General features: G+C 45.0%; 10 protein-coding genes. 7 read left to right on the top strand and 3 right to left on the bottom strand.

The genetic code is table 11. The features are described from left to right. The first annotated feature begins 16 nt into the window (after nucleotides 1–16). Together MSG33_RS09215 and MSG33_RS09210 are read left to right on the top strand one after the other, a co-directional pair. The gene (locus MSG33_RS09215; protein ID WP_005377400.1) at nucleotides 17–766 is read left to right on the top strand and encodes an amino acid ABC transporter ATP-binding protein; all 750 of its coding nucleotides are present in this window, start codon (nucleotides 17–19) and stop codon (nucleotides 764–766) included. 250 nt (nucleotides 767–1,016) lie between these two features. Continuing rightward, entirely contained in the window at nucleotides 1,017–1,679 is a 663-nt protein-coding gene (locus MSG33_RS09210; RefSeq protein WP_005396571.1) for a Bax inhibitor-1/YccA family protein, read from the top strand. A 76-nt stretch (nucleotides 1,680–1,755) separates the two neighbouring features. Here the strand turns inward: MSG33_RS09210 and MSG33_RS09205 are convergent, their stop codons facing one another. Next, nucleotides 1,756–2,130 carry a hypothetical protein gene (locus MSG33_RS09205; RefSeq protein WP_005396572.1) on the bottom strand — a complete coding sequence of 125 codons (375 nt, stop codon included), beginning with the start codon at nucleotides 2,128–2,130 and terminating at the stop codon, nucleotides 1,756–1,758. Between the two features lie 408 nt (nucleotides 2,131–2,538). On the opposite strand from MSG33_RS09205, the gene MSG33_RS09200 reads away from it, so the two are divergent. Then, nucleotides 2,539–2,868, top strand: coding sequence for a TusE/DsrC/DsvC family sulfur relay protein (locus MSG33_RS09200; protein ID WP_005377396.1), 330 nt, complete (start codon nucleotides 2,539–2,541; stop codon nucleotides 2,866–2,868). A 3-nt stretch (nucleotides 2,869–2,871) separates the two neighbouring features. On the opposite strand, the gene yccX is transcribed toward MSG33_RS09200, so the two are convergent. After that, nucleotides 2,872–3,144, bottom strand: a complete 273-nt coding sequence (yccX, locus tag MSG33_RS09195; protein ID WP_005396574.1) for an acylphosphatase — start codon at nucleotides 3,142–3,144, stop codon at nucleotides 2,872–2,874. Nucleotides 3,145–3,234: 90 nt separating this feature from the next. Here yccX and MSG33_RS09190 point away from each other — a divergent pair, with 90 nt between their 5' ends. Then, complete coding sequence (locus MSG33_RS09190) at nucleotides 3,235–4,638, top strand: methyl-accepting chemotaxis protein (protein ID WP_046876204.1); 1,404 nt, start codon at nucleotides 3,235–3,237, stop codon at nucleotides 4,636–4,638. Nucleotides 4,639–4,800: 162 nt separating this feature from the next. Further along, nucleotides 4,801–5,994, top strand: a complete 1,194-nt coding sequence (locus MSG33_RS09185; RefSeq protein ID WP_170903338.1) for a class I SAM-dependent methyltransferase — start codon at nucleotides 4,801–4,803, stop codon at nucleotides 5,992–5,994. 71 nt (nucleotides 5,995–6,065) lie between these two features. Here the strand turns inward: MSG33_RS09185 and MSG33_RS09180 are convergent, their stop codons facing one another. After that, nucleotides 6,066–10,673: a Calx-beta domain-containing protein gene (locus MSG33_RS09180; RefSeq protein ID WP_248380751.1), complete on the bottom strand. Its 4,608-nt coding sequence runs from the start codon at nucleotides 10,671–10,673 to the stop codon at nucleotides 6,066–6,068. A 401-nt stretch (nucleotides 10,674–11,074) separates the two neighbouring features. Between MSG33_RS09180 and MSG33_RS09175 the strand changes: the two genes are divergently transcribed. Together MSG33_RS09175 and MSG33_RS09170 are read left to right on the top strand one after the other, a co-directional pair. Beyond that, a complete protein-coding gene (locus MSG33_RS09175; protein WP_048626423.1) occupies nucleotides 11,075–12,391 on the top strand; it encodes a TolC family outer membrane protein in 1,317 nt (438 codons plus the stop codon). Between the two features lie 2 nt (nucleotides 12,392–12,393). Continuing rightward, nucleotides 12,394–13,008, top strand: a complete 615-nt coding sequence (locus MSG33_RS09170) for an OmpA family protein (protein ID WP_006741557.1) — start codon at nucleotides 12,394–12,396, stop codon at nucleotides 13,006–13,008. Nucleotides 13,009–13,049 lie beyond the last annotated feature (41 nt).

The raw sequence follows: 13,049 nt of genomic DNA, 5'->3' as shown, positions 1-13,049 counted from the left end.
AGCTCAAGGACGTATTATGACGCAACAACAAGACTATATGATCCAATTGAAGGACATGAATAAATGGTATGGTGAGTTTCACGTACTAAAGAATATTAACCTCGATGTTAAGCGCGGGGAAAAAATCGTAATCTGTGGCCCATCAGGGTCAGGAAAATCAACGATGATTCGCTGTATTAACCGCCTCGAAGAGCACCAAGCTGGTAGCATCTATGTTTCCGGTACGGAGTTAACTGAAGATTTAAAAAATATTGAAGCTGTGCGCCGTGAAGTGGGCATGTGCTTTCAGCACTTTAATCTCTTCCCTCATTTAACTGTACTGGAAAACTGTACGCTCGCGCCTATTTGGGTGAAGAAGATGCCTAAAGATGAGGCAGAAGCGGTCGCGATGAAATATCTGGAACGCGTTAAAATTCCGGACCAAGCAGAGAAATATCCTGGCCAGTTGTCTGGTGGGCAGCAACAACGCGTGGCGATTGCTCGCTCTTTGTGTATGAACCCTAAAGTCATGCTTTTTGATGAACCAACATCTGCACTCGACCCGGAAATGGTTCGCGAAGTACTGGATGTAATGGTCGAGCTCGCCGAGGAAGGCATGACCATGCTCTGTGTGACACATGAAATGGGGTTTGCGAAAGAGGTTGCCGATCGCGTGATATTTATGGACGCAGGAGAGATCATCGAAGAGAACAACCCTGTTGATTTCTTTGAAAACCCTCAATCAGATCGAACTCAAAATTTCCTAGCGCAAATCTTACATCACTAAGATCTTTTGCAATTGGCATAATAAAAGCACTGATTTCAATGAAGTCAGTGCTTTTTGTTAGTAAATTCAAAATTCTGTGTGACAATCACTATGACTTTGCTCTGCAGTAATATTGTGTTACAAGTTGTCAAATACATAACATCTTATTTCTATTATTATTTTATCTAAGTTACGCATGGTTAGGGCTTGATTTTTTGAACTTTCAATCCCATAAATGTACTTAAAAGAAAGTCTCTTATCGAGGAAGATTATGAACAGTCCAATGTTTACCCGCACTTCAACACAAGAAAGTGCTCTACAAACAAACAAAGTGTTGCGTAATACTTACGCACTACTTTCAATGACGCTTTTATGGTCGGCAGTCGTTGCTGGCGTAGCAATGGCATTTAACCTGCCACATCCAGGAATCATCCTAATGTTGGTTGGTTTCTACGGCCTGTTATTCTTAACAGAGAAAAACCGTAACAACAGCCTTGGCCTTGTGTTTACGTTCTTATTCACTGGTTTCTTAGGCTACACTATTGGTCCAATCTTAAACATGTATATCGGTGCTGGGATGGGCGATATCGTATTAACCGCTCTAGGTGGTACGGCGCTATCTTTCATGGCGGCATCAGCTTATGCACTAACAACAAAACGTGACCTATCTATGATGGGCGGCTTGATGCTATCGCTGTTTGTTGTGCTTGTTGTGGGTATGATTGCAAGCTTCTTTATTCAATCAACCATTTTACACTTGGCGTTGAGCAGCTTGTTTATCATTTTCTCTACGATGGCGATCCTGATGACAACACAAAGCATTATTCGTGGCGGTGAAACAAACTACATCTCTGCGACAGTAACTTTGTATGTATCAATCTACAACATCTTCATCAGCCTACTAAGCATTCTAGGTATTATGAACGACGATTAATCGTTCGCTCTAAGGTGAATACTAGAAGCCCGAAGGTAATTCCTTCGGGCTTTTTCTTTGCTAGTGGTTAAGTGCATTACGCCTGTTCGACTGCTAACTCGATAACTTCATCAGCCTCAGGATTTTCTCTAAAACGTCTCACTTTAATCGTATCTTCACCCAACATGATTTGCTTAGCAATTCGGTGCATACCATCAAAAACACGGTAATCATTGGTTAAAATTACGGGATACGACAAATCGGCATTGTTGATGCGTTGGCAATGCTTCGCGATCTCACGACAGGTTGGCTGTGGTCCATCATCACTAAACCAGGTCACTTCATTAGGGCCTTTGATATCATCAATAGCAATTTCTTCTACAGGTAGGGACTCCGCGAGCTCCCAAATACGCTCGATAGACCAAATGGATTTTACGTTGTCATTTATTTCAATGTAACGTTGTTTCGACATGACTAACTCCTTGTCATCGTTATTGTTTACAACCTGAATGCAGGTTGCTTATCAACCAAGAGAATATCGGTCTATAAGAGCAAACACAACGTCGTAAGCTATTCATTTACAGATAAAATTCCATATTCAGACAAGTAGCCAAGAAAAAAACAAAACAAAAATGAATAAGCCTGGATATCCATGCAATTTTATTGTTACTCACCCCGAAAATTTTCTAACAAACTGAATAGTTTCCTATTTATTTGAATAAAAGAGCATTTATATCAAAGCACCTGGCTCAGTCAAAAAGCACTCACCATTTTGTACGCTTTTGCTTCGCTCGGCACTACTTCGAGATTCTTTTGTTGAGAACATCCTCACCTGTCGCTAATCTATAAACATCCATGTTCACTTAACGGATAAAACGTTATGTTCGTTTACAACGGCAAAGAAATTGAAACTGATGCTCAAGGCTACTTACTGGATCATACTCAATGGGAAGAAGGTATGATTGAGCTTTTAGCAAAAGAAGAAGACATCGAGCTTACGGATGCTCATTTGGAAGTTGTGCACTTTGTGCGAGATTTTTATGAAGAGTTTAATACTTCCCCTGCTGTGCGTATGCTTGTCAAAGCAATGGAAAAAGCGCACGGCCCAGAAAAAGGTAACAGTAAGTATCTATTCAAGCTGTTTAAAAAGGGGCCAGCCAAACAAGCGACTAAATTAGCCGGCCTACCAAAGCCAGCTAAATGCTTGTAGAATTTACAAAATCTTAAAACCGCGCAACGGCTTATATGACGCAGACTCCTGTATCACACTCTCTACTGTTGCCGTTCGCGGGCCTTCTTTCAACCACTCGGAAAACGCAGCTATTTGTGCATCTGTTCCACACGCCATAACTTCAACATCACCATCGTTTAGGTTCTTCGCGTAACCCGTCAAACCCAGTTTCAATCCTTGATGGGAAGTATGGTAACGAAAGCCGACGCCTTGAACGTGACCTTTTACTATAAATCTCTCACACTTTACGTTCATCTTTGTACCGCTTCTTTTTACTGAGTGATATATTCTTTTCGTCTATTCACCCCACTAAGGATAGTGGGTTTTTGCACGGTTATTATAATTATGAAAGAAATTCCATTCCGCTGGATTGATAAGTATCTCATTCACTTAAAGATTCAAGAAAAGTTCTATTTGCTCTTCGTTCTCCCTCTTCTTGCTTTAGTCATTCTCACTCTCGTCCTTAATAGCGCGGCTAATACGTTGATCTCAAGTATGTACCAAGAAGAGCTCATGCTTATGAAAGGTCTGATAGAGGCAGGCAACCTTTCTCAATCGCAAGTAGCAAACCTCATAGCTGGTTCAGAAACCGTTTCTCTTGGCTCTGGTCCGCAATCCGTGTCTGTTCTAAATGGTGCGTACAGCTTGGTTGCAAACCATGAACTTTCTCTATGGACTGCCCTATCAACGACTCAAGTGAGCATCATCTGTGTGAGCTTGTTTATTCTCGCGCTTGGCGTTTACTACATCATGACGTTTATCGGCGGCGCAATGTTCACGATGAATAAAGCATTAAACACCCTAGCGGATGGTGACCTAACCGCGAGAATGAACTTCTTCCCAGTTCGCGACGAGTTTAGTGAAATTGCTATTACGATAGACAAAGTTGCAGAACGAGAGCAGCAAATGGTGCTGTCGATTCAAGAGTCTGTGGCGTTAATGCAACAAATTAGCTCAGACCTGAATCAATCAATTCATCACAGTTCAGATATTTCTGCGACGCAACAAGAGCACCTCAACTCTCTTGCGAGTGCAACGGAACAGATGGCATCAACGATTCGAGAAGTCGCGACATTAGCTCACGATTCAAGTGCGCAAACCGATGATGCGCGCAGCGTGGCTCAGTCTGGACAAGTAAAAGTAGAGAATACGCTTCACTCGATTTCGAACCTCTCTAATGAGATTCAATCTGCGTCTCAAGCAGTAGCGGAGTTAGATGCCAATGCCGCACAAATTGATGAAGTCGTGACAACCATTAATGGGATTTCCGAGCAAACTAACCTACTTGCATTGAACGCAGCCATTGAAGCAGCACGTGCTGGTGAGCAAGGTCGTGGATTTGCGGTCGTTGCGGATGAGGTTCGCGCTCTTGCGGGACGCACTCAGCAAGCGACGGTTGAAATCCAAACGATGATCGAATCATTACAGCGTAACAGTCAATCACTTACTAAACTGATGGAAGTGACTGTCAACAATGCAAATGAGGGACAAAACCTCATGACGGAAGTGAATCACGAAATAGGCTCTTTGGCAGATAAAAATCAAACTATCTCCGACAGTAGCATTCAAATTGCAACAGCGGCTGAAGAACAAGGTGTAGTCGCGGACAATATCGCCTCAAGCGTTGAAGAGATTCGAGTTCAAGCAGATAACGTGTGCAATATGATCAGCACGACTTCACAAAACGTGGATCAACTGCGTAAGCAAAGCGACACCATGGAGTCGCTCCTTACTGGACTTAAAGCGTAGCAACGTAATCTGTTACGACCAGTTCAAATAAAAGGGTTACTTTAGTGACCCTTTTTTGTATTTAAAAGCCACTACAATGTACTGGATTGCCGAGGGATATTGCTTTTACCATTCACATCCCGGACAATACGCCCCTTTCAAAATTCAACAAGAGCTAATGAAATGACAGCTGCTATCTATTTGGTAAAAGGTCGTGAGAAATCGGTCAAGCGCAAGCACCCTTGGATCTTCTCTCGAGGCATCAACAAAGTTGAGGGCGAACCCGCTCTTGGCGAAACGGTTGATGTATTCACTCACGACGGTAAATGGCTAGCTAAAGCGGCATATTCGCCAGCTTCACAAATTCGTGCTCGTATTTGGAGTTTTGATAAAGAAGAGATCGACACCGCATTTTTCGTAAAACGATTAAAAGACGCACAACTTCTTCGTGAAGACATTATCGAACGTGATGGCCTTACGGGTTACCGCCTTATCGCGGCAGAGTCTGATGGTATGCCAGGCGTTACGATTGACCGTTACCAAAACTTTTTTGTGTGTCAACTTCTCAGTGCTGGCGCAGAACACAATAAACAGGCCATTGTTGATGCTCTAGTTGAGTGCTTCCCTGATTGTAATGTGTACGAGCGTTCTGACGTCGCGGTACGTAAGAAAGAGGGTTTGAAAGAAACCACGGGCGTCTTGCACGGCGAAGAGCCACCTAAATCGGTCGTCATCGAAGAAAATGGCGTAAAGATTAGTGTAGATATCGTTGGCGGTCATAAAACAGGTTTCTACCTAGATCAACGTGATAGTCGCCAGCAAGCGATGAAATATGTGAAAGGCAAGGAAGTTCTTAACTGCTTCTCTTACACAGGTGGCTTCGGACTTTACGCTCTGAAAGGTGATGCAAAGCGTGTGATAAACGCTGACGTATCACAACCTGCTCTAGACACTGCGAAGTTCAACGCAGAACTGAATGAATTTGATATCTCGAAGAAGCGCGCTGTGTTCCTAAACGCAGACGTGTTTAAACTGCTTCGCGAGTATCGTGACCAAGGAACTCAGTTCGATGTGGTTATCATGGATCCACCTAAGTTTGCAGACAGTAAAGCACAACTAAACGGCGCATGTCGTGGTTACAAAGACATCAACATGCTAGCAATGCAAATCCTAAAACCTGGCGGTACGCTACTGACCTATTCGTGCTCTGGCTTAATGGATCAAGTTTTGTTCCAGAAAATCATTGCTGACGCAGCCGTAGATGCTAACCGCCAAGTAAAGTTTGTGGAGCGCTTTGAACAAGCTGCTGACCACCCAACCGATACAGCATACCCGGAGGGTTTCTACCTGAAAGGTTTTGCATGTAAAGTTCTGTAATCACAGTGTTAGTTTACCGTATTATTAAATAAAAAACGGAGCGAAAAAACGCTCCGTTTTTTTTGGGCCATCTATTCTCGTAATTGCTCGAGATTAGAAATCAGACTATTGGCAATATCGGCTGCAGAGGCACCATCAAAGTTAACCTCTAGCTGTTGTCCATCTTTGTTGATGGTTAACGTCGAGTTACCTCCACTTTCAGTCACTTCAACGGAAATGTCATCCACACTGCCGCGATAGTCACCCGAACCAAGATCATCAAGCAAGGCGGAGATATCCGTACCACTCATATCATCAAATACATCGGTAAAATCAAGCTGATCCCCGTCACTGAAATCTGTCACGGTATCCGTTGCGGATTGCATTTCTGTCCATTTGAATACGTCATCACCTTCACCGCCAGTCAAGATATCATTACCTAAACCACCGATGATCAGGTCATTGCCTTCAGTACCAACCAGAATATCATCGCCATCTGTCCCCATAACCAGATTCAGATCCGAATTTAAGGCCATGGTTTGATAACCAAGCGCCGTGACAGCCTCTACCGTGACGTTCTCGAAATCAACCGCTACCGTAGCTTCGTTACTTACCGCACCATCAGTGTCGATTGCCTGATAAGTAAAGTCATCGTTCACATCAGTAAAGCTGGTAATTTCAGTCCCCACCAAGGTAAAGCCCGCTTTATCACTCGCGCTATCGGTTTCTGGAGTAAGTCGAATTTCATCAAAGCTCCCATTTGCTAACGCAACAGTAATAGAACCTTCGTGGTTGCTGGTATAAGTAATATCCGTTGAGTAAAACTGCTGAACATCAACAAGTGCACCATTTAGGAAGATGTATGCCGTTAACCATGCACCACCACTGTTGAAGCGGTCATTCAGACTGGCTAAGTTCAGTTTCGCTTCGTTTGCTGATAAATCCTCATCCAGTTCTAACGTAATATATTCACCAGTACTGATTTCATCACCCTGACCCGTTTCATTTGGCGAAACGACAACCAACCCGACCTGTTGATTCGCAAAATCGACTGAAATCTGAGCGTCGGAATCAAAGATGATGCTGTTGCCAATGGTGGTGATCTGACCTCCAGTGAACGTTAAGTTCGAGTTAGGAGGAGTGTAAGAACCAACCAAGATATCTTTCCCTTGATCTTCAAGAAGATCGGCTGAGTCAAAGCTCTGCTCCTCAAAGAAATCTTCAGTCAGACGATACTTAACCTCTGTGTTTTCAGGGAACTGTGTGGTTTCGTCTATAATGACTTCCTGTCCATTTCCATCCACATAATACAGTTCACCGTGTTCAGGAAGGCTAACGACCTGAATTAAAATATCATCATCATTTGCAGTAACTGCGTCATCTTCGAGATCTTCAACACGCTGTTCCCCAGACGTCGTTAATCCATCAAATTCAACATCCTGAACCGGGAAAATACCATTTTGAACATCGAGCGAAATGATGAAATCACGGGCTGTAGGTGGTGAGTTATCCACGATGGTCGCCAGACCAGTATCGCTGCCTTGCACTGCTCCCAAGCCAGTTGCTGTAACGCTGAAATCTTCAGGGCCTTCGTACACACCGTCATCAATTGATTCGATGCGTAGATCAAATTCCGTCATACCTGCCGGCACCGTCACGATGCCACTGACAGGTACACTTACCCAACCTGAACCGGTGTTGTACTCTAGAGTGCCAAGGTCACCTACTTCTGTTTCATCCAGGTTCAGCGTTAACTGAACCTGGACCGCGGCTTCTGAAGCATTACTCAATGACACGGTAAATGTAGCGAAACTACCTTCATCAATGGTACCCGCATCCGAGATAGACACAGTTGGTCGATCGTCGTCCGTTTTAGTGCCATCATCCACAATGGTCGCTAAACCAGTATCGGTGCCCTGAACTGCGCCCAAACCCGTCACGGTCACGCTGAAGTCTTCCGGACCTTCATAAACTTCATCATCAATGGTCGCAATGCGCACATCAAATTCGGTAAGCATTGCTGGCACTGTTACGATGCCATCGACAGGCACAGCAACCCAACCTGCTCCGGTGTTATATTCTAGCGAGCCAAGATCATCCACTTCTGTTTCGTCTGGGTTTAAGGTCAACTGCACCTGGACTGTACCTTCCGAAGCATTACTCAATGACACGGTAAACGTCGCGATATCACCCTCATCTACGATACCCGCATCTGAGATAGATACGGTCGGGCGATCATCATCCGGGTCAGGACCAGGGCCGTTACCGCCGTCGTAAATAATGCCCAACGCAGTGTCAGTACCAAGTACTCCAGTTGCACCTTGCACTGCAACCGTGAAGGTTTCATCCCCTTCGTAGACGCCATCATCTGTGGTTGGCACAGTGACTTTCAGCTCGTTCTCACCGGCGGGAATGGTATACGTACCGTCACTGTTGGCATTCACCACTGTCACACCATCAGCAAGGGTCACCACAAAGCTACCTATATCGTCCGCTTCCGCCGTGTTGCTGCCGTCGGTTGAGGTGTTCAACCTGACGGTCACATCGATATCGGCCGCCGCCGATAATCTAACGGTATACACAGCCTCAGTACCTTCATTCACGCCAACGCTATCTTCGACAATATAGACATTCGGACGGTCATCATCTGGATCGGGACCAGGGCCGTTACCACCGTCGTAAATAATGCCCAGCGCACTGTCACTGCCTAGGACGCCCGTGTCACCTTGTACCGCCACAGTGAAGGTTTCATCCCCTTCGTAGACGCCATCATCTGTGGTTGGCACAGTGACTTTCAGCTCGTTCTCACCGGCGGGAATGGTATACGTACCGTCACTGTTGGCATTCACCACTGTCACACCATCAGCAAGGGTCACCACAAAGCTACCTATATCGTCCGCTTCCGCCGTGTTGCTGCCGTCGGTTGAGGTGTTCAACCTGACGGTCACATCGATATCGGCCGCCGCCGATAATCTAACGGTATACACAGCATCGGTACCTTCGTTAACACCCACGCTATCTTCAACGATGTAGACATTTGGACGGTCATCATCTGGATCGGGTCCTGGGCCAGTGCCGTCATCCACAATCGTTGCCGTGCCCGTATCACTGCCTTGTACTGCGCCAATGCCCGTTACCGTAACGCTGAAATCCTCTGGGCCTTCATAAACGGCGTCATCAATAGAAGCGATACGCACATCAAATTCGGTTTGCCCGGCTGGCACGGTCACCACGCCATCATTTGGCACCGTAACCCAACCGGAGCCCGTGTTGTATTCTAAGGTGCCTAAGTCACCCGCTTCGGTATCGCCTAAGTTGAGGCCAAGTTCAACTTGAACACTCGACTCGGAGGCATTCGATAAGGTGACTTTGAAGTTCGCAGTCTCACCCTCATTAATGGTGCCAGCGTCGGTAATAGCCACACTCGGACGGTCATCATCGGGATCAGGTCCAGGGCCACTGCTGTCATCCACAATCGTTGCCGTCCCCGTATCGCTGCCTTGCACCGCACCAATGCCCGTTACCGTAACACTGAAATCTTCAGGACCTTCATAAACGGCGTCATCAATGGAAGCAATGCGCACATCAAACTGAGTCTGCCCGGCAGGCACCGTCACCACACCGTCGTTTGGCACCGTAACCCAACCGGAGCCCGTGTTGTATTCCAAGGTGCCTAAGTCGCCGGCTTCGGTATCACCGAGGTTGAGACTTAGTTCGACCTCAACATCTGTAGCTGATGGATTAGATAAAGACACTTTAAAGCTGGCTAACTCACCTTCATTAATCGTCCCTGCATCGCTCATCGTTACCGTTGGACGATCATCATCAGGACTTAAACCAGGCCCACTACCATCATCAACAATGGTTGCAATCCCAGTTGCAGGTGTACTTTGTTCTTCTGTGTTGCCAGAAAGCGTAAATGTTTCTGGACCTTCGAATATAGAGTCATTTATAGAATCGAGAGAAACCGTAAAACCATTTTCACCTAACGGGACCGACACAGTAAAAATACCGTTGTCATCGACTGAGATTTCTTCTGTTGTGCCATCGGAAAATGTTATGAGAACACTCTCGTTGACGTAGTCACTTCCGCTCTCGTCAGTAGATCCACCAGTCGCAGTCTGATCGAACAGAGAAAAAGTGATATTGATATTGTCTTCTGTTGGTTGGTTAAGTGTGACGTCGAAGGAAACCAGATCGCCCTCATTGACAGTTGGGCTAGAAATCTCTTGAACAATTACTGTTGCAGGAACTGATATTGCTGTTGGTTCTGGTGGTTGTATTTGGAAAATATCGAGTAGCGTCTCTACCTGAGTACTTGAAAATCCTGTTCCGTCAGTTCCCACTGTCTCAAAATTGGTACTGGCGAGTAATTCAGCACCTGTGCGATCTATAGCCCCCGTATTTTGTGGGCTAGACCCGTTTCCTTCACCTGCAGCAGGCTCAAACTCTTCACCCAGCTCAGTCGGGTCTTCCCCACTAGCAATTGCTTCAATTAACGCTGTGATATCATCAGTTACGTTTATCGAACTTCCTTGTGGTGTCACCTGCTCGATCACAAGCTCAGAAGTATCTGATACCTCATCAATTATTAACTCTCCTGGTTGAGGTAGTTGTCCCTCTTCTAGGGTCCTGATTTCCCCATCCAGCCCGATAACCACGATGTTGCCCATCAATGAGCTCAAAGTTACTCGATCCATATCTACCTCGCCCCACTTCAAACCAAGTCAAAAGTTTGTCACCTCTACATTTACGTCTATAGTTTAGTCAAAATCATCATATTTTCGTTGTATGTGTAGCTTGTAGGACGTTTGATAACTCTAGGGGCAGAGTTACAAAAAAGCGCAGAGTGACACAGGCCGTGAAACGCTATGATATTAAGAATTCAAGCTTTTCTCCGAGCTAAACTTGCTATGTTGCTAAGCAACATTCGACATATGTGCTAAGGTTTTAAAAGGCGAAATCTTGGGTTTTTGAAACAAAAGCTTTGTTTTAACAGTAGGTTGATAAATCCCTTACTCAAGCACTGTTATTTATGATGTTTCGTCTCAGTTATGAGATGAAATAGCAAAAAGCAACACGAATTTTTAGGAGAAATACCGTGAAATGGAACCGACTAAATATTGCTTGCTGCTGTAGTTTAATAGTGTCTTTACCCGTTTTCGGTCAAACTTTAGAGCAAGCCGTGGCATTGACGTTAAAAAACAATCCTGACATTAAGAGCGCATTTAACGAGTTCACCAGTCGAAAATACGTAAATGAAGCCTCTTCGGGCGCCTACTTACCTTCTATTGATTTAGATGCGGGCATTGGTTACGAGGGATTAGACCCTTCTGACGAGGTGGGACGTGGGGATACAGATTACACTCGAAAGGAAGCTTCGGTAACACTAACTCAGCTCATATGGGATGGCAGTGCAACCTTAAATGATATCGATCGTACCGCAGCCGATGCAGAGTCAGTTAGATTTCAACTTTTGGCCGATGCATCAGATAAAGCGCTTGAAGTCACCAAAGTGTATTTAGACGCAGTAAAAGCTTACGAAATACTCAAGCTTTCTGAAAATAACTTGGCGGTTCACAAAGATATTTACGAAGACATTAAAAAACGAGTCAACTCAGGTATCGGCTCTACCGCTGACTTAACACAGGTAGAAGCACGTTTGGCAAAAGCGCACGGTAATTTGGCAGCTGCTCAAAATAATTTGTACGACTCTCACACTATGTTCACTCGTTTAGTGGGTCAAACCCCGCAAGGGTTGATCTTTCCAAGAGCGGATCAGAATTTCATTCCATACACCATTGATGAAGCGGTAGGTTTGGCATTTGAACTACACCCTGTCATCCAAGTCGCGCTCGCAGACGTAGACTCTGCTAAGTTTCAATACAAACAATCTAAAGGTGTTAATTACCCAACCATTTCCATTGAAGCTTCACAAACATGGCGTGACGACGCTGATGGCTTAAAAGGCCGCAGTGATGAGACACTTGCCATGCTACGTCTACGCTACAACCTATTTAATGGCGGCAGTGACGCTGCAAACTCAGAAAACTTCGCCTATCAGTTAAATAAAGCGAAAGACTTACGTGAAGGTGCTTATCGCAATGTTGAAGAAGGGTTAAGGCTTTCATGGAGCGCGCTGGATTTGACCCTACAGCAAAAAGAGTTCCTGTCAGATCATGTAGACTCGGCATCTGAAACCGTTATTGCGTATGAAAAACAATATCGCATTGGTAAGCGAACGCTGCTTGATCTATTGAATACTGAAAACGAACTCTTTGAGGCACGTAAAGACTACTTAGATTCTAAATACGCAGAGCAGTACGCCAAATATCGAGTGATGAACGCAACAGGTCAACTGTTGAGTGCATTAAGGGTTGAAATGCCTAAAGAATGGCTAGAAGAAGTGGAGTATTAATTATGAAATACATAACTCTTATTGCACTCTCATTGATGATTTCGGCATGCAGTTCATCCGATAAAGGCGATGAATATGATTATATTGATACGCCAATTGCCGATCAGTGGGCAGATCATCTTGATGATGATTCTGATGGAGTCATTAATGAGCGCGATTTATGTCCGGGGACTCCTTTAGGTGCCGAGATTGATAACGATGGCTGCGGTTCGTATGTCGACTCCTCGCAAGAAATGCAAATTCGAGTTCTGTTCGCGAATGATTCCGATGTGATCAATCCTATCTTTACGGAGCAAATTCGAGAACTATCCGACTTCTTGAAGGAGTATCCAAATACATCGATAGAGATTCAGGGCTATGCCAGTCGTACTGGTACTGCAGAACACAATCTTGACTTATCTAAACGCCGCGCTGAGAACGTTAGAAAAGAACTCATGATGAATGGTATTAGTGGAGATAGAGTCACCATTGTCGGCTATGGAGACACGGTACTTGCAACACAAGGCACCGACCAAGTGAGTCATGCGTTGAACCGTCGAGTCACCGCAACGGTGATTGGCCACAAAGGTGAAGTGAAGAAAGAGTGGACCGTTTTCACGACACTTCCTAAGAGCTAACATCGCGATGAACTGAGTTTAAAAGTAAAAGGTCTGGCAAA

This window comes from Vibrio sp. 1CM7H (assembly GCF_023161645.1).
Taxonomy (GTDB): Bacteria; Pseudomonadota; Gammaproteobacteria; order Enterobacterales; family Vibrionaceae; genus Vibrio; species Vibrio diabolicus.
The sequence above is the reverse complement of the archived record's forward strand: the minus strand, read 5'-3'. Positions and strand labels throughout refer to the sequence as shown.

Coding starts and splice junctions, on each gene's coding strand:
- MSG33_RS09200 (WP_005377396.1), top strand. CDS start 2,539: ATGTTCGTTTACAACGGCAAAGAAATTGAAACTGATGCTCAAGGCTAC.
- MSG33_RS09210 (WP_005396571.1), top strand. CDS start 1,017: ATGAACAGTCCAATGTTTACCCGCACTTCAACACAAGAAAGTGCTCTA.
- yccX (WP_005396574.1), bottom strand. CDS start 3,144: ATGAACGTAAAGTGTGAGAGATTTATAGTAAAAGGTCACGTTCAAGGC.
- MSG33_RS09185 (WP_170903338.1), top strand. CDS start 4,801: ATGACAGCTGCTATCTATTTGGTAAAAGGTCGTGAGAAATCGGTCAAG.
- MSG33_RS09170 (WP_006741557.1), top strand. CDS start 12,394: ATGAAATACATAACTCTTATTGCACTCTCATTGATGATTTCGGCATGC.
- MSG33_RS09190 (WP_046876204.1), top strand. CDS start 3,235: ATGAAAGAAATTCCATTCCGCTGGATTGATAAGTATCTCATTCACTTA.
- MSG33_RS09180 (WP_248380751.1), bottom strand. CDS start 10,673: ATGGATCGAGTAACTTTGAGCTCATTGATGGGCAACATCGTGGTTATC.
- MSG33_RS09215 (WP_005377400.1), top strand. CDS start 17: ATGACGCAACAACAAGACTATATGATCCAATTGAAGGACATGAATAAA.
- MSG33_RS09205 (WP_005396572.1), bottom strand. CDS start 2,130: ATGTCGAAACAACGTTACATTGAAATAAATGACAACGTAAAATCCATT.